Source organism: Allobosea sp. P4_H5, from assembly GCF_056400825.1.
Window position 1 is genome coordinate 111,755 of record NZ_JBFUKM010000003.1, and the last position, 24,887, is coordinate 136,641.

Below are 24,887 nucleotides of genomic sequence, written 5' to 3' on the forward strand. Positions count from 1 at the left end.
TTCTCGCGTCCGGTCGTCAGACGGCGTGTTCCGCCAGTTTCACCAATGCGTAGAGCGTCTCGGTCCGCGGAACGGCGATGCCGTGCCTTTCGGCGGCACGAACGATCGCACCGTTCAGCGTCTCGATCTCGGTCGGGCGTTTCGCCAGCAGGTCCTGCAGCATCGAGGGCTTGTGCCCGCCATGATGGTCGAGCGCATGGTCGATCGTCGCATGGGTCCGCTCCGGCAGGACCGCGAGCCCCTCCGCCTGCGCCACGGCGAGAGCCTCGCTCGCGACGGCATGGGCGAGCCGGCGCCCTTCGGCCGCAGCGCCAAGGCCGCCGACCGTGCGCTGCGTCACCGCGCACAGGCTGTTCAAGGCGACATTGAAGGCGACCTTCTCCCAGATCGCGACGACCGCATCGGGATCGACCGCGCAAGGCAATCCAGCCGCGTCCAGCGCCGCCGCCAGCGCAGCGAGCGAGGCATCCTTGCCGCCTTCGACCATGACCACACGGGTCTTGCTCTCACCATGCGAACGCACCTCGCCGGGCGCGACGAGGTCGGCCGGGACAGTGGTCATGCCGATCGCGACGCGCGATGCGTCGGCGAAACCCACCAGCTTCTCGGCATTGCCGAGCCCATTCTGCAGGCTGAGCAGGCGGGTCTGCGGGCCAATGAGATGCCTGGCAGCCGCGAGCGCGCCTTGCGTATGCATCGCCTTGGTGAAGACGATGAGCCAGTCTGGCTGTGTCGTTGCCTCCTGCGGCAGCATGATCGCGATCGCGACGCGCCGCTCGCCGGCATCGTTGCGGATCAGCAGGTCATGCTCGCGTATCGCGGCGATCTGGGCCGGATTGATGTCGAGAAGCTCGACCTCATGGCCAGCCTCGGCGAGGAGCCCGCCGAACAGCGAGCCCATCGCGCCGGCGCCGAGGATCGAGATCCGGATCGGGCCCATCTGCACGCCTAGAACGGGTAGTGACGCGGCGCGGTCTGCAGCGTCAGCCAGCGCAGTTCGGTGAAGGCCTCGATGCCGGCGCGTCCGCCGAAGCGGCCATAGCCGCTGTTCTTGACGCCGCCGAACGGCATCTGTGCCTCGTCATGCACGGTCGGGCCGTTGACATGGCAGATGCCGGATTCGATCCGCGAGGCCACGCGCCAGCCGCGCGCCGTGTCGCCGGTAAAGACGGCGGCCGAGAGCCCATAAGAATTGTCGTTTGCGCAGGCGATCGCCGCCTCCTCGCCGTCGACGCGCACGATCGCCTTGACCGGGCCGAAGCTCTCCTCGCCATAGATCCGCATCGCCGGGGTGACATGGTCGAGCAGCGTCGCCGGGAACAAAGTCGTCTCAGCCTTGCCGCCGCAGACGAGCGTCGCGCCCTTGGCGAGCGCGTCGTCGATCAGGGCGTTGCAGCGCTCGACCGCTTTCATGTCCACGACGGAGCCGAGCACCACCGGCTCCTTGCGGGGATCGCCGAGCGGCAGGCTCGTTGCCTTCGCGGCGAGCCTCGCGACGAAATCGTCGGCGATCGTGCTGTCGACTACGATGCGTTCCGTCGACATGCAGATCTGGCCGGAATTGGCGAAGGCGCCGAAGGCGATGCCGGCGACGGCCGCATCGAGATCGGCGTCGTCGAGGACGAGGGCAGGGGCCTTGCCGCCGAGCTCCAGCACGACCGGCTTCAGATGCTCGGCGCAGAGCTTGGCGATGATGCGCCCAACATGGGTCGAGCCGGTGAAGTTGACCCGCCTGACCGCGGGATGGCCGACCATCGCCGCGACGACCTCGGCGGCGTCCTCCGGCGCATTGGTGACGAAGTTGACGACGCCTTCCGGAAGACCGGCTTCCTGCAACGCCGCGATGATCAGCCCATGCGTGCGCGGGCAGAGCTCCGAGCCCTTCAGCACGACGGTGTTGCCGCAGGCGAGCGGCACCGCGACGGCGCGCGTGGCGAGGATGACCGGCGCATTCCACGGCGCCATGCCGAGCACGACGCCGGCCGGCTGGCGCACCGCCATGGCGAGGCTGCCCGGCACATTGGAGGGGATGACCTCGCCGCTGATCTGCGTCGTCAGCGCGGCAGCCTCGATCAGCATGTCGGCGGCGAGATGGACGTTGAAGCCGGCCCAGATGGCGGAGGCGCCGGTCTCGGCCGACATCGCGGCGATGAAGTCAGCAGCGCGGGCCTCCAGCGCATGCGCGCCCTTGACCAACAGTTCGCGGCGCTTCGCCGGCGGTGTCTGCGACCAGGCCGGAAAGGCGCGGGCGGCGGCATCGACCGCAGCGCGGGCATCGTCGGGCGTCGCCGCGGCGGCACGGCTGGCGACGGAGCCGTCGAGCGGATTGCGGCGCTCGAAGACGCGCCCGCCGGCCGCGGCGACCGCCTTGCCGCCGATCAGGAGGTTGATGGTGTCGGTCATCTCTCGATCCTCGAAGCTCAGGCGATCATGATGTCGATCAGGTTCGGGCCGGGCGCGGCGAAGGCGGCGCGCAGGTGCGGGGCGAGATCCTCGGGCCGCTCGACCCGCTCGCCCGGCACGCCCTGCCCACCCGCCAGTTGCGCGAAATCGATGCCCGGCAGTTCGGTCCCGGCCGGCTTGTCGTTCGGCGCATAGCCGAACACCGGCGCGAAATCCTGCAGCGCCGCATAGCGGCGGTTGTTGAGGATCAGGAAGGTGATCGGCAGGTCGAGCTGCGCCGCGCTGTAGAGCGCCTGGATCGAATAGAGGCTGGAGCCGTCGCCGATCAGCGCGATCACCCGCCCCGGCAGCCTCAGGCGCTGGCGTGCCAGAGCGATGCCGACCGCCGCCGGCATGCTGTGGCCGAGGCCCCCGCTCGCCATGGTGTAGAAGCTGTCGGCGCCGCTCATCGGCAGATAGGTCTGGATGGTCGAGCGCGTGCTCGGCGCTTCCTCGACCACGACGTCGTCGGCATGGCGCTCCCGGTCGATCACCGACAGCGCATAGGCAGCCGACATCGGCACGCCGGGCGACGGAACCGGCGGGGCGGGGCGGGACCGCGCCGCCTCGCGCCCGGCGCCGGGCGCACTCGCGGCGAGCAGCGCACGCACCCCGAGATCGAGGCTGGCGACGACGCTGTCGCCGACCGGCGCCCAGGCCGCCTGCTGCGGATCGTCGACGATCTGCGCGAGCTGCGCACCCGGCGGGACATGCGGCCCGTTGCCCTCGACATGATAGGTGAAGGCCGGCGCGCCGAGCACCAGGATGAAGTCGTGCGGTGCCAGGCGTTCGACAATCTTCTCGCGCATCGCCGGCAGGAAGCCGCAGAACTGGGGATGGCGCTCGGGGAAGCCGCAGCGCGCTGACATAGGCGGGACATAGACCGAGGCCTGATGGCGTTCGGCCAGCGCGACGACATCGGCGACGGCCTGGTCGCGGGCGACGCCCGCGCCGACGACGAAGGCCGGCCGTTTGCTGGCGTTGAGGCGTTCTGCGATCGCTGCGATCGCGTCCGGGGCAGGTGCAACCGCCTGGCTGACCCGGCGCGGCACGACGAACTCGCCCGGCTGGTCCCAGTCATCGGCCGGGATCGAGATGAAGACCGGGCCGCGCGGCGGCTGCATCGCAATGTGATAGGCCCGCGCCAGAGCCAGCGGCAGGTCGGCGCCGCGCGCCGGCTCGATCGCCCATTTGACGTAGGGCTTCGGCAGCTCCGTCGCCTGCACAGAGGCGAGGAACGGGTCGAAGGGCAGGATCGAGCGCGCCTGCTGGCCGGCGGTGATCAAGAGCGGCGTCTGGTTCTTGAACGCCGTGAAGATGTTGCCCATGGCATGGCCGACACCGGCCGCCGAATGCAGGTTGACCAGCGCCGCATTGCGCGTCGCCTGGGCATAGCCGTCGGCCATCCCGACCACGACCGCTTCCTGCAGGCCGAGTACATAGCGGAAATCCTCGGGATACTCCCGGAACATCGGCAGTTCGGTCGAGCCGGGATTGCCGAAGACGGTGTCGATCCTGAGCTGGCGCAGCAGGTCGAGCACGGCTTCGCGGACGCTCGGGCGGGCGGAGGAGGATGTGCTGTCGGCTGGCATGCGCGTCCCTCGGATCGGAGGCACTGTGGCGGCGCAGCGGTCATTGCTCAATTAGATGAAGCGACTAAGTATTATTCGTATGGCGAATATTGATACGATCGACCTGAACCTGCTGAGGCTGTTCGACGCGGTGTACCGCACCCGCAATGTCAGCCGTGCCGCCGAAGAGCTCGGCCTCTCGCAACCCGCGACCAGCCAGGCCCTGACGCGGCTGCGCCTGCTGTTGCGCGACCCGCTGTTCGAGCGCGTGGCCGGCGGCGTCAGGCCGACCGCGCGCTCCGAGCGTCTCGCGCATTCCGTCCAGGCGGGGCTGGCCCTGCTGGAAGCGGGCCTCAATGAGGGCGAGCGCTTCGACCCCGCCACGACGGATGCCGAGCTGCGCCTGCATCTCAGCGATATCGGCGAAGGCCGCTTCCTGCCGCCGCTGATGACCACCTTCCGCGAGATCGCGCCGAACCTGCGTATCACCGCACGCGCCTGGCCGCATGAGGCGATTTCCGAGGCGCTCGACAATGGCCAGCTGCATTTCGCGCTCGGCTTCCTGCCGACCGTGGGTGGCAGCGCCCATGCGGAAATGCTGAGCGATCGCTACCAGGTCTTCGTCCGCGCCGACCATCCGGTGACGCGCTTGGTGGTCGATGGCGCTCTGAGCGCCGAGGCGATCGCGAAGCTGGATTTCGTCGCCGTCAGGTCGCACGCCCAGACGCAGCGCATGCTCGAGATGTTGCATCTCGATCCGCGCATCCGGCTGGTCGTCTCCAGCTTCATGGCGCTGCCGCCGATCATCCGCGCCACCGACCTCGCCGTGCTGATGCCGCGCCAGATCGGCTTGCATCTCGAGCCGATCGGCGCCTTCGCGCTGCTCGAGCCGGCGTTGCCGCAGCGCGATTTCAGCGTCGCGCTGCACTGGAGCCGGCGTCACGCGCAGAATGCCATGCTGCGCTGGGCGCGGGAGGTCATCCTGGAGCTGTTCCGCAGCGGCCACCGATCCGGGCCTGCAGCGACGGCCGGCGGCTAGGATCGCCGGTCACTCCAGGGGCGCGGTCCGTCAGATCGGCTGCGCCCCGCGATAGCGGGCGAAGACGTTCTGCCTGTCCGCGGAGAAGACGACGACGTCATAAGTGTCGGGTGCCTGGCCAAGCACTTCCATGCCGGGCGAGCCGACCGGCATGCCGGCGACGGCGAGGCCGGTCACCTTCGGCTTCTCGGCGAGCAGCCGCTTGATCGTATCGGCCGGGACATGGCCCTCCAGCACATAGCCGCCGACCTCGGCGGTGTGGCAGGAGGCGAGCGCATCGGGCACGCCGAGCTTGAGCTTTAGCGGCGCGACGTCCGCGACCTCGACCACCTCGACTGGGAACCCGGCGGCCTTCACATGCTTGACCCAGTTGCCGCAGCAGCCGCAGTTCGGATCGCGCGTGACGACCATCCTCGGCAAGGTCTCGGCGGCGCCCGCAGGACGCGACAGCCCGAATGCGGCAGCGCCGAGCAGCAGGCCGCGGCGGGAGAGGGTGAGTTCGTTCGCCATGTCCCGCCTCAACCGACCAGTTCCGGGCTCGGCGTATAGCCGGCCGCAGTGATGGCTGACTTGATCGCAACGGCATCGACGCTGCCCTGCACGCTGACCAGCTTCGAGCCGGGATCGGCGGTGACGGCGGTGCCGGGGACCTTGCCTTCGATGGCCTGCTTGATCGTGCCGGCGCAATGGCCGCAGGTCATGTCCTCGACGCGAAAGCTGATCGTCCCACCGGGAGCGGGCGTGGCGGCCGAGGTGGTGGTCGAATGCTGCTGGCAGGAGCACATGGCGGCAAGGTCCTTCGAATGACGATTGCCGCACCCTGCACCTTCCAACGATGGTAAGGTCAAGCTCCTTTTGTGATTATCTTGCCGGCAGCGCCGACCACGCCCTGGCGCCATGCCGGATATGCGGCATCGCGCTGGCCCGGCAGCGCAAAGCCTGCATTGTTCGCTCGCAGACGCCGCAGCCACGAACGCCCATGTCAGATTCACCAGCCTCGCGGCCGACGCCGCTGCAGCTCTTCCTGATCTTTGCCCGCATCGGCCTGACCAGCTTCGGCGGCGGCCTCAGCGGCTGGATGCTGCGGGAGTTCGTGCAGCGGCGCCGCTTGCTGAGCGAGGAGGATTTCCTCAATGGCCTTTCGATCGCGCAGGCTCTGCCGGGCGTCAACGTCGCCAACATGGCGATCTGGATCGGCTACCGGCTCGCGGGGCGGGCCGGCGCCACCGCCTCCTGGCTCGGCATCATCGTCCCGGCCGCGATCGTGATCGTCCTGATCGGCAGCGCCTTCGCTTCGATCTCCGGCTACGAGCTCAGCCATGTCGCGCTCGACGGCGCGGCCGCCGCGGCGATCGGCCTCTCGCTGGCGATGGGGCTGACGGCGGCGCGGCGCGTGCCGCGGCGGATCTTCCCGCTCGCGGTGATGGTCGCGACCTTCATTGCGGTCGTGGTGCTGCATTGGCCGTTACTCTGGACCGTGCTGGGCATCGGCTCGCTCAGCGTCGCAGTCGCCTACCATCAGGCCTGAGGACGCCAGCGATGCCGCCTACCGCCTTCAGCCTCCTCATCGTCTTCCTGCCGCTATCGCTGGTCACGATCGGCGGCGGCCAGAGCGCGATCGCCGACATGCATCGCCAGATCGTCGACGTGAACCACTGGCTGAGCGCTTCGCAATTCGTCGATGCCTTCGCCATCGCCCGGCTGGCGCCCGGGCCGGGCTCGCTGCTGGCGACGCTGATCGGCTGGCAGATCGCCGGCTTCTGGGGCGCGCTCGCCGCGACGGTTGGCATCTTCGGCCCGACCGCGGTGCTGATCTATGCGGTGACCAGCCTGTGGTCGCGCTATCAGGGCGCCCGCATCCTCACTGCGCTGGAAACCGGCCTGCGACCCGTCGCGGCCGGGATGATCCTGGCGGCGAGCTATGTCCTGATCCAGGCGCTTGACGGCGGCTGGTTCGCGCGCGGCCTCGCGCTGCTCTCGACCGCGCTCTTGATGCTGACGCCGGTCAACCCGCTCCTGCTGATCGGAGCCGGGGCCGGCTGCTTCGTCGGCTTGCACATGCTGGCGCTGATCTAGCAGGTCGTGCGCATCGACCCCACCCTCACACGCCGTTCCTGACGGCGCGGAACTGGGCGATGAAGGCCTGAGGCTCGGGCAGCGAGGCCATGCGCGCGACCTCGCGCTCCCTGGGCGCTTTTGCCGCCAACCCCGCGGCGTTGGTCGGGAAGAACTGGATCGCCGGGGTGCCCTCGATCCCGTAATGCTTCGCCAGCGCTTTCTCGCTCAGCTTGCCGCCGTCGAAATCGGTGACCTCGCGCGCGCCGAGGATGTTGAGATGCAGCACCGCGAAATTGTTGCGGATATAGCTCTCGATTGCGGGGTCGGCGAGATGGACCTCGTGCATGCGCCGGCAGGCCGGGCAGTTGCGCAGGCCCCAGAGGATGACGAAGCGCTTGCCGCTTTGGCTCGCATTGGTCAGGTCCTCGGCGAGATCGAGGAAGCTCTCCAGATACCAGTCTTCCTGGTAGAGCCCGTCCTCGCCGAGCCGCGCCTTGGCCAAAGCCGGCGCCGCTGCCATCGCCACCACCGTGCTTGCCAGCAGGCTGCGTCGTGTGATCATGGCGTCGCCTCCGCAAGAGCCTCTACGGGACTCTGGTATAAACATATGAATACGACTATGTTCTGGGGATGATTGCAAGCAGGCGATATCGCGCAGGGGCGGCGGCAGCGTTCACGTTGTCGGTATTGCTGCCGGTTCTGTCGCTGCCAGCCTTCGCGGCCGAGCTCGTCATGTACACGCGCAATGGCTGCCCGTTCTGCCTGCGCTTCGAGCGCGAGGTCGCGCCGGTCTACGCGAAGACGCGTGAGGGCAAAGCGGCGCCGCTGCGGCGGATCGATCTGCCAGCCGGCGGCGTGCGGGGCGAGGGGCTGCGCGAGCCGGTGATCGCGACGCCGACCTTCGTGCTGGTGGAGGACGGCCAGGAGGTCGGCCGTATCACCGGCTATCTCAACGACGACATGTTCTGGGGTTTGCTCGGGCGGCTGGTTGCTGTCATTGAGATTCCTCAGGTTCAACGATCAGGCACGCAGACCCAATGACCGCGATCGTCTCGAAAGCGCTCGAAACCGAACTGCGCGACGGCGCCGAGTTCTCGCCCGAGCTCGACCAGCTGATGCGCAAGGCTCGCAAGGCCAGCGATTTCCTCAAAGCCCTCTCGCATGAGAACCGGCTGCTGCTGCTCTGCCTGCTGGCCGAGCGCGAGCGGACGGTCACCGAACTCGAGAACCTGCTCTCGCTGCGCCAGCCCATGGTCTCGCAGCAGCTCGCGCGCCTGCGCCTCGACCAGCTCGTCACCACACGCCGTGACGGCAAGGCTATCTATTACAGCCTCGCCAGCGACGATGTCCGGCGCGTCATCGCCGTGATCTACGACATCTTCTGCAATCCGCCCGGACCCGAAGCCGGAAAATCGTGAGCACCCACCGCCTTCATCGGCGCCGGCCGTGATCGAGCTGCCGGCCTGGGGTGCGGCGCTGGCGGGTGTCGCCGTGGGCGCTGCCTGCGGCTTCACCGTCCGCCGGGCCCGGCTCTGCTCCTTCGGCGCGGTCGAGGATGCCTGGATGGGCGGCGACACCCGCCGTCTCAGGATCTTCGGGCTCGCCCTCGCCATCGCGCTGATCGGCACGCAGGCGCTGATTGGGCTGCATCTGCTCGATCCCGCCAATTCCACCTATGTCCAGCCGGCGCTGCCCTGGCTGTCGATCCTCGTCGGCAGCACCTTGTTCGGGCTCGGCATGGCGCTGGTCGGCACCTGCGGCTTCGGCTCGCTCGTAAGACTCGGCTCCGGCGACCTGCGCAGCCTGATCGTGATGATGGTGTTCGGCGCGGTCGCCTATGCGACGCTGCGCGGCATGTTCGCCCCGATCAGGATCGAGGTGCTGGAGAAGGTCTACTGGCCGCTGCCCGGCGGCCTCAAGGGCGATCTCGCCGGTATCCTGACCTATCTCGGCGCCCCTGCCGCACGTGTCCTGATCACCGCTGCCGGCGCACTCGCCCTGATCGCCATCGTCGCCATCGATCCGCGCTTGCGCCGTTCGCCGCGCCTGCTGCTGGCGGGCGCGACGCTTGGCCTCGCCGTCGTCGCCGGCTGGTGGGTGACGGGCGTTGCGGTCGATGCCTTCGACACCGTGCCGCGGGCGCAGAGCCTGACCTTCGTCTCGCCGGTTGGCCGCGCGCTCTATGCCGTGCTGAGCGCGCCCTCCGCTCTGCTCGAATTCGGCATCGGCACGCTTGCGGGCGTGACGCTCGGCTCCTTCCTGTCGGCGCTCTACGACCGGGAGTTCCGCTGGGAAGCCTTCGACGACGATCGCGAGATGCGCCGCCATCTCCTTGGCGCCGTGCTGATGGGCGGCGGCGGCGTGCTCGCCGGCGGCTGCACCATCGGGCAGGGCATCTCGGCCGGCTCGATGCTGGCGCTGTCCTGGCCGCTGGCGATCGCCGGCATGATGATCGGCGCACGGATCGGCATCGCCTTCCTGGTGGAAGGCTCGATCAGGGGGCTGTGGCAGCGCGGCTGACGGCCTGTGCCGGCGCGCAATAAAGGGCGTGCAACGTCTCCAGCACGGCCTTCGCTTCGTCGCTGGCAAGCGAGAAGAAAACCGCGATGCCGCGCCGCCGTGCGGCGATCAGCTCGAGCCGGCGCAACTGTGCCAGATGCGAAGCGACGCCAGCCGGGCTCAACCCGGTGACCTCGGCGAGCTCGGCGGCCCCCGCCTCGCCCTCGACCAGCCGGCAAAGGATGGCGAGCCGGCGCGGGCTCGCCATAGCGGCGAGAAGCGCGACCGCCTCTTCGATCGGAGGAGTGGCCTGCGCTCTAGCTTCGGTGAAGGGTATGATTAACATATAATATTTTCTATATATATGAGATAAGCAATTTGATATCGGAAGAGGGGATCATGGTCAATCAGAGTCCGCTCGTCGAAACGACGCCGAAATGATCGAAACCGCCTTCACTCCGGTCGCTTCCCTTGCTGGCGGCGCCTTGATCGGCCTCGCCGCCGTGCTGCTGATGCTGTTCCAGGGACAGATCGCCGGCATCAGTGGAATCCTCTCACGCCTGCTGTCGCCCGCAGCGGACGGTGAGACGACTGGCCGGCTCGCCTTCGTCGCCGGCCTCGTGCTGGCGCCGCTCGTCGCCTATGCGGCCGTGTCGGCATGGCCGGTGCCGCAGATCGCGGCGACGATCCCGGTCCTCGTCATCGCCGGCCTGCTGGTCGGCTTCGGCTCGGTCTGGGGCAATGGTTGTACCTCGGGCCATGGCGTCTGCGGTCTGTCGCGCCTGTCTCTGCGCTCGCTGATCGCCGTCGCGACCTTCATGACGAGCGCGATTGCGACCGTTTTCGTCGTTCGGTACCTGCTGTGAGGCTGGCCATGTCGATCCTCGTCCAGTTCACCGCCGGCCTGATCTTCGGCCTTGGGCTGATCCTCGCCGGCATGGCGAATCCAGCCAAGGTGCTGAACTTCCTCGACCTTGCCGCCATCCCGGCTGGACACTGGGACGCCAGCCTCCTCTTCGTCATGGCCGGCGGCATCGCCGTCACCATGCTTGGCTATCGGCTCGCTTTCGCTAGAGGCCGCCCGCTGCTCGCGGAGCGCTTCGCCCTGCCGGTCGCCAGCCGACCGGATGCGAGGCTGGTCACCGGCGCCGTCCTGTTCGGCATCGGCTGGGGGCTCGCGGGCTTCTGTCCCGGCCCTGCCCTGGTCGCGGCGCTGACCGGCGGCGTGCCGGCGCTGATCTTCCTCGCAGCGATGCTCGCCGGCATGATCCTCGCCCGCGGGCTCGCGAGGGCCACCGGCGCTTCCATTTGACCGGCCGAGCAGAGCCGGGCCTGAGGAGGGAAACATGGCCGCGATACCACGCCCGGTCGATCTGTCGACCAAGCCCGATGTCACCGCCTTCTTCGACGAGCAGACGAACACGGTCAGCTACGTCGTCAAGGACCCTGGCTCGAAAGCCTGTGCCATCATCGATTCCGTGATGGACATCGACTACGCCGCCGGCCGCATTACCTATGATTCGGCGGATGAGATCATCGCTTTCGTCCGCGAGCATGGCCTCGCGGTCGAATGGCTGATCGAGACCCATGTCCACGCCGACCATCTCTCCGGCGCACCCTATCTCCAGGGCAAGCTCGGCGGCAGGATCGGCATCGGCGAGCGCATCACCGTCGTCCAGGAGACCTTCGGCAAGATCTTCAACGAAGGCACCGCGTTCCAGCGCGACGGCAGCCAGTTCGACCACCTCTTCGCCGACGGCGACAGCTATTCGATCGGCGGCATGAAGGCCTTCGCCATGCATACGCCCGGCCATACCCCGGCCTGCATGACCCATGTGATCGGTAATGCCGCCTTCGTCGGCGACACGCTGTTCATGCCGGATGGCGGCTCGGCCCGGGCCGATTTTCCGGGCGGCGACGCGCGCACGCTCTACCGTTCGATCCAGCGGGTGCTGTCGCTGCCGCCGCAGACCCGTCTGTTCATGTGCCATGACTATGGTCCCAATGGCCGCGAGATCCGTTGGGAGACGACGGTTGCCGAGCAGCACGAGCACAACATCCATGTCCGCGACGGCATCGGCGAGGACACGTTCGTTGCGATGCGCGAGGCGCGCGACGCGACACTCGCCATGCCCAGGCTGATCATCCCCTCGCTGCAGGTGAACATGAAAGCCGGCGAGCTGCCGCAGCCGGACGAGAGTGGAAAGCGCTTCCTCAGGATTCCGCTGAACACCTTGTAACGAGCACTCGCTGCCACCGTGTCGGCCAATCCAGCCGAGGATGGCGCTTGCTCGAAATCAGATGACGAATCTCGATCGATGAGGACAGCATGATGAACCGCAGGGACGTCCTGACGCTCGCAGCCGGAGCGGCCATCGCCGGCACCGCCCTTCACGCCGAGGCGCAGCCGGCCGCATCGGGAACCGGCCCGCATGCCGGCATCGCCAAGGCCAAGCAGACCTCGCTCGGCCTTTACATGACTCCGCGGGACGCAGCGGACGTGATGGCGCGCGAAGGCGCGAAAACCCTGTTCGTCGATGTCCGCACCCGCGCCGAGATGATGTTCACCGGCTGGGCTCCGGCGATCGACGGCAATGTGCCCTTCGTCGATATCACCGAGTTCTGGGATTGGGACGACAAGGAAGGCCGCTACAAGCTCGAAGCGAATGCGACCTTCTCGCAGGATGTCGGCCGGCTGCTGACGGCGAAGGGTCTCGCCAAGACCGACCGGGTCATCGTGATGTGCCGCTCGGGCGATCGCTCGGCGCGCGCGGTCGAGAAGCTGGCCGAAGCCGGCTTCACCCAGGTCTACAATCAGTATGAGGGCTTCGAGGGCGATCTCTCATCCGAAGGCCGGCGCAGCGTCAACGGCTGGCGCAATGCCGGGCTGCCCTGGACCTTCAAGCCCGACAAGGCGAAGTTCTACCTGCGGGGGTGATCAGGACGTCGCGACGAAGCGGTAGGCCGCGCCCTGCCGCTCGACGCGCCCGACCGCGCCGGGCAGGTGGTAGCCGATGATCTGCCCCTTGTCCTGGCTGAGCCGGTCGAGCAGCTTGCGTCGCGTCGCGACGGCGAGATCGGCGTCATGATCGGAAGCCGGGCGCCAGTCCGGTCGCGCGAACGAGATCAGCGGGTGCGTCAGCGCATCGCCCAGCACCATGACCGGCCCGCCGGCTGCGTTGAACGCGAACGAGACATGGCCGGGCGTGTGGCCGGGCGTCGCCACCGCCTCGATCCCCGGCAGCCATTCGCGGCCGGGCTCGACCCGTTCGAGCTTGTCGCCCAACTCCTTGGCGATGCGCTGCGCGCCGGCCGCAAAGGCGTGGCGATCCTCGGGCAGGCGCTCATAGACCTTGGGATCGCTCCAGAACCCGATCTCGGGCGCGGCCACCAGCCAGCGCGCATTGGGAAAGAGCGGGCTGTCGAACTCGTCGAGCGCGCCCCAGAAATGATCGGGATGGAGATGGGTGAACAGCACTTGCGTTACCGCATCGGGCTCGATTCCCGCCGTCTTCAGGCTCTCGGCGAGCTTGCCGGAGCCAGCCAGGAAGTTCGCGCCCGAGCCGCAATCGAACAGGATGACGTCCTTGCCGCGCTTCAGGCAGGTGATGTTGAGGACCGAGCGCGTCGGCCCGCTCTGCTTCGCCTCGGCGGCGAGCTCGGCCTGGGGCACGTCACGTGCCAGCATCGACAAAGGCAATTCGAAGCTGCCGTCGCTGAGGACGGTTAGCGTCTCCTCGCTGGAGCCGAGCGTCGCAGCGACCTGCGCCAGGGCCGGTGAAGCCAGGGCGCAGGCGCCGGCGGTGACGAACAGGCGACGCGTCAGCATGGTCTGCTCCGGCAGGGCCTACTTGTTCACCGGCGATTCCGGATCGAAGAGATAGGCCATCACGTCCTTGATCTGCTGTTCATCCAGCACCTTGTTGACGCCGAAGCGCGGCATGTTCGAGCAGGGCACCACCGCCATCGAATTGTAGATCTTGGTGTAGGCGTCCTTGATCGTCTCGGGATCGTATTTGCGGTCCTTGCCATAGGCGGCGAGGCTCGGGCCCAGCGTGCCGTAGCTGACCTCCTTCGGGTCGAGCTGGTGGCAGGCGAAGCAGTTGCCGCCGGCGACGGTGCCGGGCGGGTCGGAGAACTGGCCGCCGCGGCCGTTATTGGCGACCTGATAGCCCTTCTTCCAGTCGCCGAGGAATTTTCCGTCGGCGGGATAGACCACGCGGGCGCTCTCGCGCTTCAGCATCGCCTCGGAGTCGGCCGAGGACGGGTTGTTGCGGGTGGTGTTGCAGACCGAAAGCGAGTCGTCCGGCTTGATCCTGGCCTGCCATTCGGCCGAGGCTTTGCCGAAGGTCGACTTCAGATAGGCGTCGATCACGGCCTGGGCCGGGCGCTCCTGGGCGGTGGCCGAACCCGCGACAGCCAGCAGGGCCGCCAAGGGAATGAATGTCCTGATCATCACGTTTCCCCTCAGCGCTTGATCGACGGAACTTTGATCTCGCCGCCTTCAGCCTGCTTCTGCAGGAAGACGGTGAGCGCGGTCAGGGCTTCCGAACCGTATTCCGGCACCGGCCAGCGCTGCTGGCGGTAGCAGTCCCAGAGGCGATGCTGCATGGTCCTGAGCGCGCTCTGCGAGACGCGATAGGTCGGCCATGAGCCCATCGTCTCCTGCGCGGTCTTGCCCTTGACCGAGAGGTTGGGCAGGCCCTGCAAGCGGATGCGCTTGCCTTCCTCGGCATGGCAGGTGGCGCAGGAGAAATCATTGACGCCGCCGCGCGTGTAGAACAGCGCTTCGCCGACCGCCGCCATCTCCTTCTCCTTGGGATGGGAGAGCTGCGGCTCGATCCTCATCTCGCTCGACTTGTTGGCGATGAAGGCAACGAGGTCCTCCATGTCGGACGCCCGTGCCGGGCCGGAGAAGCGGCGCAGAACGACATCCTTGGTGTCGAGCCCCTGCAGCTTGTCCATGCACCAGAGCAGGCGCTGCTCGGTGTCCATCACCTTGTCGGCGTCGGCGAAGTAGCGCGGCAGCTTGGCAAAGGCGCCCTCTAACTTGCCCGCCCCTTCGCCAAGATCGCAGCCTTCCAGCGAGACGTTCCTGGTGCCGCGTTTCTCCGCCCACAGCCCCTCGCCGCGATCGACCGCGAGGAAGCCCGGGTTCGAGAACGGATCCGAGAGCATCTGGCGATAGCGCTCGATCTCCTTCTCGCTGTCGTCCTGCGGCGGTGACTGCGCGGTCAGCGGCCCGGCGGCCATGATCATCACGGCCGCCAACGCAGCCGCTCCGAGGATCGGAAGCTTCATCCCTCGCCCTTTCGTTTCCCGGAGCCCGTCCCGATCGCTTGCCACGCAAGCTGATCGGCAAAACGGTCTCCATCTTTTGATCGGGACCGCTTATCCTGCGATCTCGTCGCCGACCCTCTCGGGGGCTTTACATTCACAAAAAACAATATCACGATACGTGCAAATGATTGGCGACCCGCCACGGCGCCGTCAAGAGTTAAAACAAGACGAATGTGAAGGAGGAGCCCTCGTATGCTGACCCACCTGCCGACGCTGTCGCGCCGTGATGCGGTGAAGGCCGCCGCCTGGGCTCTTGCCGCCGCCGCGATCGCGCCGAAGCTCGCCTTCGCCGACGAGAAGGCCGTCGCCGCCGAGATCAAGAAACTCTACGGCGACAAGCCGATGACCTCGGGCAAGATCAAGCTCGACGTACCCGAGATCGCCGAGAACGGTCTGGTCGTTCCGATCAATGTCGAGGTCGAGAGCCCGATGACGGAGGCCGACTATGTCAAGGCCGTGCACGTCTTCGCCGAGGGCAACCCGCTGCCGGGCGTCGTCAGCTACCAGTTCACCCCGGCCTGCGGAAAGGCCTCGGCCGCGACGCGCATGCGGCTCGCACAGACGCAGGACATCATCTGCGTCGCCGAGATGTCGAACGGCACGCTGCACACGGCCAAGGCCAACATCAAGGTCACGATCGGCGGCTGCGGCGGCTGAAGCTGCTCATCGTCATCGACCAGAACAAGGCGAGGAAACACCCATGACGACCAAGCCCACGCCCCGCGTGCGCGTTCCGGCCAAGGCCACCGCCGGCGAGATCATCGAGATCAAGACGCTGATCTCGCACGAGATGGAATCCGGCCAGCGCAAGGACGCCAAAGGCGAGACCATCCCGCGCAAGATCATCAACAAGTTCTCCGCGAGCTTCAACGGCAAGCCGGTCTTCTCCGCCGATTGGTTCTCGGCGATCTCGGCCAATCCCTACCAATCCTTCTTCTTCAAGGCGACGGAATCCGGTGAGTTCACCTTCACCTGGAAGGATGACGACGGCTCGGAATACACGTCGAAGAACAAGCTGACGGTCGGCTGAGCCCTTAGGATCACATCGCCGCCGGTTTCGGCGGCGCCTCCGCTTTGGATCCCCTGGATCGCGATGTGCGCGCATCCAAAGGATGAGTCATGATCTCGAGACGAGACTTCCTGCAGGCGACGGCGGTCGCCGCGGCTCTGACTGCCGGTTCCGGCCTCGGCCCGCTCGGGCGCGCCGCCGCCCAGCAGAAGCTGTCGCAGGCCGATATCCTTCGCTTCGAGCCGCAGGGGCAGGTCACCATCCTGCATGTGGCCGATATCCACGCCCAGCTGATGCCACTGCAGTTCCGCGAGCCGGCGGTCAATCTCGGCGTCGGTGAGGTCAAGGGCCTGCCGCCGCACCTGACCGACGCCGCCTTCCGCGAGCATTTCAGGATCGCCGCCGGCTCGGCCGATGCCTTCGCGCTGACTTCGGACGACTTCGTCTCGCTCGCCCGCAACTATGGCCGGATGGGTGGGCTCGACCGGATTGCGACCCTGGTCAAGGCAGTGCGGGCCGAGCGCGGCGACGACAAGGTGCTGCTGCTCGACGGCGGCGACACCTGGCAGGGCAGCTGGAGCGCGCTCCAGACCAAGGGCCAGGACATGGTCGACGTGATGTCGGCGCTGAAGCTCGACGCGATGACCTCGCATTGGGAGTTCACGCTCGGCGCTGAGCGGGTCAAGGAGATCGTCGAGGCCGCACCCTTTGCCTTCCTCGCCCAGAACATCCGCGACAAGGAATGGAACGAGCCGGTCTTCCCGCCGCGAAAAGTGTTCGAGAAGGGCGGCGTCAAGGTCGCGGTGATCGGCCAGGCCCTGCCACGCACGGCGGTCGCCAATCCGCGCTGGATGTTCCCGGAGTGGGAATTCGGCATCCGCGAGGACGAGCTGCAGAAGCAGGTCGAGGAAGCCCGAGCCGAGGGCGCTGCGATCGTCGTGCTGCTCTCGCATGATGGTTTCGACGTCGACCGCAAGCTCGCGAGCCGGGTCAAGGGCATCGACGTCATCCTGACCGCCCATACCCATGACGCAATGCCCGGGCTGATCCGCGTCGGCGAGACCGCGCTCGTCGCCTCCGGCTCGCATGGCAAGTTCGTCTCGCGCCTCGACATTGCGGTGAAGAACGGCAAGGTCGCCGATATCCGCTTCAAGCTGATGCCGGTCTTCGCCGATGCGATCGCGCCCGATCCGGAGATGGCAGCGCTCGTCACCAAGCTGCGCGCGCCCTATGCCGCCGAGCTCGCCAAGGAGATCGGTCGCACGGAGTCGCTGCTCTATCGGCGCGGCAATTTCAACGGCAGCTTCGACGACCTGATCTGCGACGCGATGCTCTCGCAGCGCGACGCCGAGATCGCGCTCTCGCCCGGCTTCCGCTGGGGCGGCTCGCTCCTGCCCGGCGAGGCGATCACCTGGGAGGCGATCAGCAACGCGACCGCGATCACCTATCCGAACTGCTACCGGATGGAGATGACCGGCGCGCAGCTCAAGGAGATCCTCGAGGACGTCGCCGACAACATCTTCCACCCCGACCCCTATTTCCAGGGTGGTGGCGACATGGTCCGTCTCGGCGGCATGGGCTACGCCATCGATGTCGGCAAGCCGATGGGCAGCCGCATCTCCGGCCTCACCCATCTCAAATCCGGCCAGCCGATCGATGCCTCCCGCAAATACGTCGTCGCCGGCTGGGCCAGCGTCAACGAGGGCACGCAGGGGCCCCCGATCTGGGATGTGGTGCGCGACCACGTCGCCGCGACCAAGACCATCACCATCAAGCCGAACGACGCCGTGAAGGTGAGCGGGGCATGAGCGCCTCCGCCATCACGCTCGTCACAGGACAAGGAGACGAGGCATGACCTCTCCCGCAAAACCCGATGCGCTCAGCCGCCGCCGCTTCCTCGGCGGGGCCGCGGTTGCCGGAGCCGGCCTTGCCGGCGCAGGTTCCGCCCGCGCCGAAGCGGCCAAGCCCGACCCGCTGATCACCGAGGTCCAGGACTGGAGCCGCTATCTCGGCGAGGGCGTCGACAAGCGGCCCTATGGCACGCCGTCGCGCTTCGAGAAGAACGTGATCCGCCGCGACGTATCCTGGCTGACGGCGTCCCCTGAATCCTCGGTCAACTTCACGCCGCTGCACGAGCTCGATGGGATCATCACCCCGTCCGGCCTCTGCTTCGAGCGCCATCATGGCGGCATCGCCGACATCGACCCGGCCAATCACCGCCTGATGATCCACGGCCTCGTCGACAAGCCGCTGGTCTTCACCATGGAAGACATCAAGCGGATGCCGCGGCAGAACCGCATCCACTTCCTCGAATGCGCTGCCAATTCCGGCATGGAGTGGCGTGGCGCGCAGCTCAATGGCTGCCAGTTCACCCACGGCATGGTCCACAACGTCATGTACACCGGCGTGCCGCTGAAGGTGCTGCTGGCCGAAGCGGGCGTGAAGGCCAACGCCAAATGGCTGCTGCTCGAAGGCGCCGATTCCTCCGGGATGAACCGCTCGCTGCCGATCGAGAAGGCGCTCGACGACGTGCTGATCGCCTTCGCCATGAACGGCGAGGCGCTGCGCCCCGAGCAGGGCTATCCCTTGCGCGCCGTGATCCCCGGCTGGGAAGGCAACCTCTGGGTCAAGTGGCTCAGGCGCATCGAGGTCGGCGACCAGCCCTGGCAGGCGCGCGAGGAGACCTCGAAATACACCGATCTCCTGGCCGATGGCCGCTCGCGCCGCTTCACCTTCTTCATGGATGCCAAGTCGGTGGTGACCAACCCGTCCCCGCAGGCGCCGCTCAAGCAGAAGGGCCGCAACGTCCTTTCCGGCCTGGCCTGGTCGGGACGCGGCACGATCAAACGTGTCGACGTCACACTCGACGGCGGCAAGAACTGGCAGCACGCGAGGATCGACGGGCCGGTGCTCGATAAGTCGCTGACCCGCTTCTATGTCGATTTCGACTGGAACGGGCAGGACCTCCTGATCCAGTCGCGCGCCATGGATTCGACCGGCTATCTCCAGCCGACCAAGGAGGAGCTGCGCAAGATCCGCGGCACCAACTCGATCTACCACAATAACGGCATCCAGACCTGGCATGTGAAGGCGAACGGGGAGACCGAAAATGTCGAGATCGGTTAATCCCGTCCTGCTCGCAGGCCTCGCGGCGATCGCCGTTCTGGCCGCCGCGCCGTTGATCGCGCAGACCAAGCCGGCGGCGAAGCAGGCCCAGACGCATCCACCGGCCAAGGCTGCCCCGGTTTCCGCCCCGGCTGCCAAGCTCGGCCTCGGCCGCGAGGCGCTGCCGGAGGAGATCAAGGCCTGGGACATCGCGGTGCGGCCAGACGGCAAGGGCCTGCCGCCCGGCAAGGGCACGGTCAAGCAGGGCGACGAGATCTTCCAGGCGCAGTGCGCTAGCTGCCATGGCGAATTCGGCCAGGGCAACAACCGCTGGCCGGTGCTGGCCGGCGGCATGGGCTCGCTGAAATCCGACCGGCCGGAGAAGACGATCGGCTCGTTCTGGCCCGATCTCTCGACCGTGTTCGACTATGTCCGCCGCGCCATGCCCTATGGCAACGCCCAGTCGCTGTCGCCGGACGAGCTCTACGCGGTCACGGCCTATCTGCTCTATCTGAACGACATCGTGAAGGACGAGGACTTCGAACTGTCCGATAAGAACTTTACCAGTGTGAAGCTGCCGAACGCGGCCGCCTTCTACGATGACGACCGCGAGACCACGGAGAAGGCCTTCTGGGGCAAGGAACCCTGCATGACCAACTGCAAGCCGGAGGCGAAGATCACCGGACGGGCGGTGATCCTCGACGTCACCCCGGATTCCAAAACGGCCCCGAAGGTCGACTGATGCGAGGAGCCGGCGCCGTCCGTCTCGCGGTGCTCGGGCTGATGCTGGCCTGCGCATCGGCGAACGCCGCCGGCGACCGGGCGCTGGGGGAATATCTCTCGTCGGAATGCACAAGCTGCCATCAGAGCAGCGGCAAGCAGGTCGGCGGCATTCCGGCCATAGTCGGCCATCCGGCCGAGCAGTTCGTTGCGCTGATGAACGCCTATCGGCAGCGTCAGCGTGACAATCAGGTGATGCAGGCGGTCGCCGCCAAGCTCTCCAGCGAGGAGATCGCGGCGCTGGCGGCCTATTACGAGAGCCTGAAGCCCAATCCTTAGCCGGGCATATGGCCTGGGCAGCGGAGGAGGACATGATGTCGGAGGAAACGCAGCAGGCCTCGCGCCGGGCGTTGATGCTGGCGGCGGCCAGCGGGGTTGTCGCCGCTGCTACGCCGGTGCTCGCAGCGCCCAGGCAGACGGCGCTCGCCGACCTCAAGAAGGAGGCCGACGTCGCCTGCCTCTATCATTGCGATTTCGGCGATCCCCAGCGCTTCATCCAGATGCTGCAGAACATCGCCAACCACTATTCCGCCTATGGCGCCGACCCGTTCGCGCTGCAGCTCGCCATCGTCGCGCATGGCGCCGGCGTGAAGTTCTTCCTGGAGAACCTCGACGGCACGAGCTGGAGCGAGGAAGCCGCCACGGTCTCGAAGATCTTCGAGCGGGTCGAGGATGTCGCCAAGATCGGGCTGAAGGTTCATCTCTGCGAGATCACCTTCTCCCGCCTCAAGATCGACAAGAGCAAGGCGCGCAAGGCCGAATTCGTCGGCTTCGTGCCCTCGGGCGTCGCCGCCGTCGCGGCGATGCAGGCCAAGGGCTTCGCTTATTTGAAGGTCGGATAGGGCCCTCAAGAGGCTCGCCGCCAATCATTGGAAGGGGAGAGGGAACCATGTCGACCAATCGCCGCACATTCCTGACCGGCCTTGCTGCTGCAGGCAGCTTCGCCATCGCCTCGCCCGCCGTGCTCGGCCAGGCGAAGCCGCGCGTCGTGGTGATCGGCGGCGGAGCCGGCGGCGCGACCGCAGCGAGGTACATCGCCAAGGACTCGAACGGTGCCATCGCGGTGACGCTGATCGAGGAGAATGAGGTCTACCAGACCTGCTTCCACTCCAACCTCTTCATCGGCGGCTTCAAGAGCTACGATGATATCAGCCATCGCTACGACGCGCTGGCGAAGAACCATGGCATCACGCTGGCCCGCGCCCGCGCCACCCAGATCGACCGCGACAAGAAGGAGGTCGTGCTCTCGACCGGCGACCGCCTGCCCTATGATCGCCTCGTCGTCTCGCCCGGCATCGACCTGAAATACGATTCCGTCCCGGGCTGGTCGAAGGAGGTCGAGGAGGCCATGCCGCATGGCTGGAAGCCCGGCCGGCAGACGCAATTGATCAGGCAGAAGCTCGACGCGGTGCCAAATGGCGGCACGATCGTGATGATCGCCCCGCCCAACCCCTATCGCTGCCCGCCCGGCCCCTATGAGCGCGCCTCGATGTTCGCCCATGTCCTCAAGGCCAGCGGCAAGCGCGATTGCAAGATCTTCATCCTCGACCCCAAGGACAGCTTCTCGAAGCAGGGCGTCTTCCAGGAAGGCTGGGAGAAGCACTATGGCGCGATGATCGAATGGCTCGGGCCGAAGGTGCATGACGGCATCAAATCGGTCGATCCCAAGACCAACACCGTCGTCACCGGCTTCGAGACCTATAAGGACTGCGCCTTCGTCAACGTCGTCCCGGCGCAGATGGCCGGCGAGATCGCCCGCTCGGCGGGCTTAGCGCCGGCCGGCGGCTATTGCACGATCGACCCCGCCTCGATGAAGTCGGCCGTCGATCCCAACATCTTCGTGCTCGGCGACGCCTGCATCGGCGGCGACATGCCGAAATCCGCCTTCTCGGCCAACAGCCAGGCCAAGGTCGCGGCGATGGTGATCCGCGGCGAGCTCGCGGGCGGCCGCACCTTCCCGGCGCGTTACATCAACACCTGCTGGTCGCTGATCGAGACCGACGACACCATCAAGGTCGGCGGTCGCTACGAGCCCAAGGACGGCAAGATCGCGGCAGCTGAGACCTTCGTCTCGCAGCCGCGCGAAAGCGCCGAACTGCGCAAGGAGAACCAGGCCGAGAACATCTCCTGGTACGCGGCGATCACCGCCGACATGTTCAGCTGATCCCAGCTCACCGCGCTGCCGCTTCGCGTGGCGGTGCCAACCCTCCACAGATCAAGGTCTCCCGTATGAAACTGCCTGTCGTCGCCGCTGCCTTCGCCGCCGCCTTCCTCACGACCAGCGCCCGGGCGCAGGACGTCTCGGCCGGCGAGCGTTCGTGGAACAAGTGCCGGGCCTGCCACCAGACCGGCGAAGGCGCCAAGAACCTGGTCGGCCCTCATCTCAACGGGCTGTTCGGGCGCCATACCGGCGAGGTCGAGGGCTACAGCTATTCGACCGCCAACAAGGGTGCCAACATCACCTGGGACGAGGCGGTCTTCGCCGAATACATCAAAGACCCGAAGGCCAAGATCCCCGGCACCAAGATGATCTTCGCCGGCATCAAGAACGACAAGGAAATCGCCGACCTCACCGCCTTCCTCAAGCAGTTCGGAAAGGACGGCAAGAAGATGTGAGTCGGCTTTATAGCAATTCTGCGTTTCTTCGAATCGCAGAATTGCTATAGTCTCTTGTTTTGTCGTATTTTCTTCACGCGAACCGGTGGCCACTTCGCTCGAAGATGCTCTAGTTGATCGCCCCGCGCTCGATCTGCAGCGTCTCGTCGGCGATCGCGTCGAGCAGGGCCGGCGTCGATTCCGTGATGAGGATGGCAAGGTCCGGGCGGCCGCGCCGGAGTTCGCCGAGCGTGCGCGCATAGTCGAGCGCCAGCGCCGGGGCGAGGCCCTGGAAGGGCTCGTCCAGCAGCAGCGCGGTGCGGGCGACCATCAGGGCCCGCCCGAGCGCCACCATCTTGCCCTGGCCGCCGGAGACGCCGCCGCCCGGGCGCTTGCGCATGGTGTGGAGCTGCGGCAGCAGCGCATAGACCTCGTCGAGCCGCCGTGCTCGCTCCGCCGCCGGCAAGGCGAGCGCCAGCGCCGGCAGCAGGATGTTGTCCTCGACGGTGAACTCCGGCACGAGCCGGCGGTCCTCCGGCGCATAGCCGATGCCCTGCGCGGCGCGCTGATAGGCCGGCGTCGCGCCGATTTCCTGCCCGTCGAGATGGACTGCGCCGGCCTCGACCGGCAAAAGCCCCATGATCGCCCGCAGCGTCGTCGTCTTGCCGGCGCCGTTGCGGCCGATCAGGATTGTGGTCTTGCCGGAGGTCAGCCCCAGCGACACCGACCGCAGCACCTGCACGCCAGCGATCGCGACGGTCACGCCTTCCATGCGCAGCATCACGCCACCCCCACGACATTGCGCAGCACGCGCTCATCCTTGAAGACCTCGGAGGGCGGCCCTTCCGCCATCACCGAGCCGGAATCCCAGACGACGACGCGGTCGGCGTAGCGCTGAACCACATCCATGTCGTGCTCGACGAACAGTGCCGTGACCTTGGCGCGGCGCAGCGTTTTCATCAGCGTCTCCATCAAAGTGAAGCGCTCGATCGTGCTGACGCCGCTGGTCGGCTCGTCGAGCAGGACGAGGCGCGGCTTCAGTGCCAGCGCAAGCGCGATGTCGAGGAGCTTGCGCCGCCCCTCCGGCAACGCGCCGGCGAGCTGTTCGGCCTCGCCGTCGAGTCCGACAAGGGCCAGCAATTCCTCCGCCTCGCGGCGGCGGCCATCGGCGCCGAGCGCTTTGAACGGCACCCAGATGCCGCGCTTGGCCGCGACCGCGATCATCAGGTTCTCGACCACGCTCTGGTCGAGGAAGAGCTGCGGGATCTGGAAGGCGCGTGCGATGCCGCGTCTCGCAATAGTGCGCGGAGCCATGGCGGTGATCGGCTTGCCGTCGAGATAGACCTCGCCCGAGCTCGGCCTGAGATAGCCGGTGCAGAGGTTGAGGAAGGTCGTCTTGCCGGAGCCGTTCGGGCCGATGATGGCGAGGAACTCGCCCTCGCGGATCTCGAGATTGACGCCGTCGGCGGCCTGCACCCCGTAGAAGGAGATGCGCAGGTCCTTGGCCTGGAGGAGGGGCGTCGTCATGCCGGCTCTCCCCTGCGGCGCCGGAGCAGGCCGTAGAGCCCGCTCGGCAGGAAGAAGATGACGCCGATCAGCGCGACGCCGATGATCAGGTTCCAGGCATCGGTGACGCCGACCGCGAGCGTGTGCAGCACTTCGAGGAAGAGCGAGCCGATGAAGGGACCGGCGACGCCGCCGATGCCGCCAAGCACCGCGACCAGGACGAGATGGCCGGACGCCGTCCAGAAGGCGAATTCGGGCAGGATATGGCCGATCGCCATCGCTGCGATCGCCCCGCCGATGCCGGCGAGCGCGGCCGAGATGGTATAGGCAATCAGCAGCACGACACGGACGGGAACGCCGAGATATTCGAGCCTGAGCTCGTTGGTGTGAACGGCAGCCAGTGCATGGCCGAGCGGGCTCGCGAGATAGCGCTGCACGCCGTAGCCGACGCCCACCATCAGCACGAGGCCGGCATAATAGAGCGCGGTGTCGAAGCTCGCCTTGTCGAGCGCCAGGCCGAAGAAGCGCGGCACCGCCAGCCGGAGGCCGTCCGTGCCGCCGGTGATGCCATAGAGCTTGGAGAGCAGCGCGTAGAGCACCATCGACATGGCAAGGTTGAGCATGGCGAAGAAGATCGCGCGGTAGCGCACCAGGAAGGCGCCGATGAGGAGGCCGGCCAGCGCCGAGGCGAGCGTGCCGAGCAGGAGCAGCACGACGAACTCGTTCAGGCCCGCCCGCGCCAGGAAGGCGATGGCATAGGCGCTGACGGCGTAGAACATGGCGTGCCCGATCGAGATCAGCCCGCCGCGCAGCAGCACGGCGACGCCGAGCGCGGCGAAGCCTTTGGCGACGGCGAGCGTCAGCACGAATTGCAGCCAGGGCGCGGCGATCGGTGCGAGCGCCAGTGCGGCAAGCGCGATGAGGAAGAGAGCGGCGCGCATGG

The 24,887-nt window shown here is 67.1% G+C and carries 32 protein-coding genes; 19 read left to right on the forward strand and 13 right to left on the reverse strand.

Going from position 1 to position 24,887, the window contains the following annotated elements:
• Positions 1 to 16: 16 nt before the first annotated feature.
• The 3 genes from AC1DS0_RS07015 to mdlC are packed head-to-tail and all read right to left on the reverse strand — an operon-like array spanning position 17 to position 4,034.
• The gene (locus AC1DS0_RS07015; protein WP_476813657.1) at positions 17 to 940 is read right to left on the reverse strand and encodes a ketopantoate reductase family protein; all 924 of its coding nucleotides are present in this window, start codon (positions 938 to 940) and stop codon (positions 17 to 19) included.
• An 8-nt stretch (positions 941 to 948) separates the two neighbouring features.
• Complete coding sequence (locus AC1DS0_RS07020) at positions 949 to 2,403, reverse strand: aldehyde dehydrogenase (protein WP_476813658.1); 1,455 nt, start codon at positions 2,401 to 2,403, stop codon at positions 949 to 951.
• Positions 2,404 to 2,420: 17 nt separating this feature from the next.
• The gene (gene mdlC, locus AC1DS0_RS07025; RefSeq protein WP_476813659.1) at positions 2,421 to 4,034 is read right to left on the reverse strand and encodes a benzoylformate decarboxylase; all 1,614 of its coding nucleotides are present in this window, start codon (positions 4,032 to 4,034) and stop codon (positions 2,421 to 2,423) included.
• 79 nt (positions 4,035 to 4,113) lie between these two features.
• Between mdlC and AC1DS0_RS07030 the strand changes: the two genes are divergently transcribed.
• Positions 4,114 to 5,052, forward strand: a complete 939-nt coding sequence (locus tag AC1DS0_RS07030) for a LysR substrate-binding domain-containing protein (protein WP_476813660.1) — start codon at positions 4,114 to 4,116, stop codon at positions 5,050 to 5,052.
• A 30-nt stretch (positions 5,053 to 5,082) separates the two neighbouring features.
• Here AC1DS0_RS07030 and AC1DS0_RS07035 read toward each other — a convergent pair whose 3' ends face one another.
• On the reverse strand, positions 5,083 to 5,562 hold the full coding sequence (locus tag AC1DS0_RS07035; RefSeq protein WP_476813661.1) for a DUF411 domain-containing protein: 480 nt from the start codon (positions 5,560 to 5,562) through the stop codon (positions 5,083 to 5,085).
• Positions 5,563 to 5,570: 8 nt separating this feature from the next.
• Positions 5,571 to 5,837 carry a heavy-metal-associated domain-containing protein gene (locus AC1DS0_RS07040; RefSeq protein ID WP_476813662.1) on the reverse strand — a complete coding sequence of 89 codons (267 nt, stop codon included), beginning with the start codon at positions 5,835 to 5,837 and terminating at the stop codon, positions 5,571 to 5,573.
• A gap of 194 nt (positions 5,838 to 6,031) precedes the next feature.
• Between AC1DS0_RS07040 and AC1DS0_RS07045 the strand changes: the two genes are divergently transcribed.
• Together AC1DS0_RS07045 and AC1DS0_RS07050 are read left to right on the forward strand one after the other, a co-directional pair.
• Positions 6,032 to 6,580 carry a chromate transporter gene (locus AC1DS0_RS07045; RefSeq protein ID WP_476813663.1) on the forward strand — a complete coding sequence of 183 codons (549 nt, stop codon included), beginning with the start codon at positions 6,032 to 6,034 and terminating at the stop codon, positions 6,578 to 6,580.
• An 11-nt stretch (positions 6,581 to 6,591) separates the two neighbouring features.
• The gene (locus AC1DS0_RS07050; RefSeq protein WP_476813664.1) at positions 6,592 to 7,128 is read left to right on the forward strand and encodes a chromate transporter; all 537 of its coding nucleotides are present in this window, start codon (positions 6,592 to 6,594) and stop codon (positions 7,126 to 7,128) included.
• 25 nt (positions 7,129 to 7,153) lie between these two features.
• On the opposite strand, the gene AC1DS0_RS07055 is transcribed toward AC1DS0_RS07050, so the two are convergent.
• Positions 7,154 to 7,672, reverse strand: a complete 519-nt coding sequence (locus AC1DS0_RS07055) for a thioredoxin family protein (RefSeq protein WP_476813665.1) — start codon at positions 7,670 to 7,672, stop codon at positions 7,154 to 7,156.
• Between the two features lie 116 nt (positions 7,673 to 7,788).
• Between AC1DS0_RS07055 and AC1DS0_RS07060 the strand changes: the two genes are divergently transcribed.
• The 3 genes from AC1DS0_RS07060 to AC1DS0_RS07070 are packed head-to-tail and all read left to right on the forward strand — an operon-like array spanning position 7,789 to position 9,630.
• Entirely contained in the window at positions 7,789 to 8,151 is a 363-nt protein-coding gene (locus AC1DS0_RS07060) for a thioredoxin fold domain-containing protein (RefSeq protein ID WP_476813666.1), read from the forward strand.
• Positions 8,148 to 8,528: an ArsR/SmtB family transcription factor gene (locus AC1DS0_RS07065; protein ID WP_091837552.1), complete on the forward strand. Its 381-nt coding sequence runs from the start codon at positions 8,148 to 8,150 to the stop codon at positions 8,526 to 8,528. The genes AC1DS0_RS07060 and AC1DS0_RS07065 overlap by 4 nt, the downstream gene beginning before the upstream one ends.
• A 28-nt stretch (positions 8,529 to 8,556) precedes the next feature.
• On the forward strand, positions 8,557 to 9,630 hold the full coding sequence (locus AC1DS0_RS07070) for a YeeE/YedE family protein (protein WP_476813667.1): 1,074 nt from the start codon (positions 8,557 to 8,559) through the stop codon (positions 9,628 to 9,630).
• On the opposite strand, the gene AC1DS0_RS07075 is transcribed toward AC1DS0_RS07070, so the two are convergent.
• Entirely contained in the window at positions 9,605 to 9,955 is a 351-nt protein-coding gene (locus tag AC1DS0_RS07075) for an ArsR/SmtB family transcription factor (protein ID WP_476813668.1), read from the reverse strand. The genes AC1DS0_RS07070 and AC1DS0_RS07075 overlap by 26 nt on opposite strands.
• Positions 9,956 to 10,046: 91 nt before the next feature.
• Here AC1DS0_RS07075 and AC1DS0_RS07080 point away from each other — a divergent pair, with 91 nt between their 5' ends.
• The 4 genes from AC1DS0_RS07080 to AC1DS0_RS07095 all read left to right on the forward strand — a co-directional run bounded on the left by AC1DS0_RS07080 (position 10,047) and on the right by AC1DS0_RS07095 (position 12,547).
• Entirely contained in the window at positions 10,047 to 10,475 is a 429-nt protein-coding gene (locus AC1DS0_RS07080; RefSeq protein WP_476813669.1) for a YeeE/YedE family protein, read from the forward strand.
• An 8-nt stretch (positions 10,476 to 10,483) separates the two neighbouring features.
• On the forward strand, positions 10,484 to 10,921 hold the full coding sequence (locus AC1DS0_RS07085; RefSeq protein ID WP_476813670.1) for a DUF6691 family protein: 438 nt from the start codon (positions 10,484 to 10,486) through the stop codon (positions 10,919 to 10,921).
• A 34-nt stretch (positions 10,922 to 10,955) separates the two neighbouring features.
• Entirely contained in the window at positions 10,956 to 11,849 is an 894-nt protein-coding gene (locus AC1DS0_RS07090; RefSeq protein ID WP_476813671.1) for an MBL fold metallo-hydrolase, read from the forward strand.
• 92 nt (positions 11,850 to 11,941) lie between these two features.
• A complete protein-coding gene (locus AC1DS0_RS07095; protein ID WP_476813672.1) occupies positions 11,942 to 12,547 on the forward strand; it encodes a rhodanese-like domain-containing protein in 606 nt (201 codons plus the stop codon).
• On the opposite strand, the gene AC1DS0_RS07100 is transcribed toward AC1DS0_RS07095, so the two are convergent.
• The 3 genes from AC1DS0_RS07100 to soxA are packed head-to-tail and all read right to left on the reverse strand — an operon-like array spanning position 12,548 to position 14,868.
• Positions 12,548 to 13,438, reverse strand: a complete 891-nt coding sequence (locus AC1DS0_RS07100) for an MBL fold metallo-hydrolase (RefSeq protein WP_476813673.1) — start codon at positions 13,436 to 13,438, stop codon at positions 12,548 to 12,550. It abuts the gene before it with no gap.
• Between the two features lie 18 nt (positions 13,439 to 13,456).
• Positions 13,457 to 14,065: a sulfur oxidation c-type cytochrome SoxX gene (soxX, locus tag AC1DS0_RS07105; protein ID WP_476813674.1), complete on the reverse strand. Its 609-nt coding sequence runs from the start codon at positions 14,063 to 14,065 to the stop codon at positions 13,457 to 13,459.
• 11 nt (positions 14,066 to 14,076) lie between these two features.
• Positions 14,077 to 14,868 (reverse strand): sulfur oxidation c-type cytochrome SoxA, encoded by a 792-nt coding sequence (gene soxA / locus AC1DS0_RS07110; RefSeq protein ID WP_476814018.1) that lies wholly within the window; start codon positions 14,866 to 14,868, stop codon positions 14,077 to 14,079.
• Between the two features lie 273 nt (positions 14,869 to 15,141).
• Here soxA and soxY point away from each other — a divergent pair, with 273 nt between their 5' ends.
• The 9 genes from soxY (at position 15,142) to AC1DS0_RS07155 (ending at position 22,459) form a co-directional block, all read left to right on the forward strand.
• Entirely contained in the window at positions 15,142 to 15,606 is a 465-nt protein-coding gene (gene soxY, locus AC1DS0_RS07115; RefSeq protein WP_476813675.1) for a thiosulfate oxidation carrier protein SoxY, read from the forward strand.
• 43 nt (positions 15,607 to 15,649) lie between these two features.
• Entirely contained in the window at positions 15,650 to 15,979 is a 330-nt protein-coding gene (soxZ, locus tag AC1DS0_RS07120; protein WP_091837539.1) for a thiosulfate oxidation carrier complex protein SoxZ, read from the forward strand.
• Positions 15,980 to 16,068: 89 nt separating this feature from the next.
• Positions 16,069 to 17,766: a thiosulfohydrolase SoxB gene (gene soxB, locus AC1DS0_RS07125; RefSeq protein ID WP_476813676.1), complete on the forward strand. Its 1,698-nt coding sequence runs from the start codon at positions 16,069 to 16,071 to the stop codon at positions 17,764 to 17,766.
• A 43-nt stretch (positions 17,767 to 17,809) separates the two neighbouring features.
• Positions 17,810 to 19,084 (forward strand): sulfite dehydrogenase, encoded by a 1,275-nt coding sequence (soxC, locus tag AC1DS0_RS07130; RefSeq protein WP_476813677.1) that lies wholly within the window; start codon positions 17,810 to 17,812, stop codon positions 19,082 to 19,084.
• Positions 19,068 to 19,805: a c-type cytochrome gene (locus tag AC1DS0_RS07135; protein WP_476813678.1), complete on the forward strand. Its 738-nt coding sequence runs from the start codon at positions 19,068 to 19,070 to the stop codon at positions 19,803 to 19,805. Before soxC ends, AC1DS0_RS07135 begins: the two co-directional genes overlap by 17 nt.
• Positions 19,805 to 20,122, forward strand: coding sequence for a c-type cytochrome (locus AC1DS0_RS07140; protein WP_476813679.1), 318 nt, complete (start codon positions 19,805 to 19,807; stop codon positions 20,120 to 20,122). The genes AC1DS0_RS07135 and AC1DS0_RS07140 overlap by 1 nt, the downstream gene beginning before the upstream one ends.
• 35 nt (positions 20,123 to 20,157) lie before the next feature.
• Positions 20,158 to 20,685 (forward strand): DsrE family protein, encoded by a 528-nt coding sequence (locus AC1DS0_RS07145; protein WP_476813680.1) that lies wholly within the window; start codon positions 20,158 to 20,160, stop codon positions 20,683 to 20,685.
• A 47-nt stretch (positions 20,686 to 20,732) separates the two neighbouring features.
• Positions 20,733 to 22,007, forward strand: a complete 1,275-nt coding sequence (locus AC1DS0_RS07150; RefSeq protein ID WP_476813681.1) for an FCSD flavin-binding domain-containing protein — start codon at positions 20,733 to 20,735, stop codon at positions 22,005 to 22,007.
• 65 nt (positions 22,008 to 22,072) lie between these two features.
• Complete coding sequence (locus tag AC1DS0_RS07155) at positions 22,073 to 22,459, forward strand: c-type cytochrome (protein WP_476813682.1); 387 nt, start codon at positions 22,073 to 22,075, stop codon at positions 22,457 to 22,459.
• A 109-nt stretch (positions 22,460 to 22,568) separates the two neighbouring features.
• Here the strand turns inward: AC1DS0_RS07155 and AC1DS0_RS07160 are convergent, their stop codons facing one another.
• The 3 genes from AC1DS0_RS07160 to AC1DS0_RS07170 are packed head-to-tail and all read right to left on the reverse strand — an operon-like array spanning position 22,569 to position 24,885.
• On the reverse strand, positions 22,569 to 23,219 hold the full coding sequence (locus AC1DS0_RS07160) for an ATP-binding cassette domain-containing protein (protein WP_476813683.1): 651 nt from the start codon (positions 23,217 to 23,219) through the stop codon (positions 22,569 to 22,571).
• Complete coding sequence (locus AC1DS0_RS07165; protein ID WP_476813684.1) at positions 23,219 to 23,965, reverse strand: ABC transporter ATP-binding protein; 747 nt, start codon at positions 23,963 to 23,965, stop codon at positions 23,219 to 23,221. The genes AC1DS0_RS07160 and AC1DS0_RS07165 overlap by 1 nt, the downstream gene beginning before the upstream one ends.
• The gene (locus tag AC1DS0_RS07170; RefSeq protein WP_476813685.1) at positions 23,962 to 24,885 is read right to left on the reverse strand and encodes a branched-chain amino acid ABC transporter permease; all 924 of its coding nucleotides are present in this window, start codon (positions 24,883 to 24,885) and stop codon (positions 23,962 to 23,964) included. The genes AC1DS0_RS07165 and AC1DS0_RS07170 overlap by 4 nt, the downstream gene beginning before the upstream one ends.
• Positions 24,886 to 24,887 lie beyond the last annotated feature (2 nt).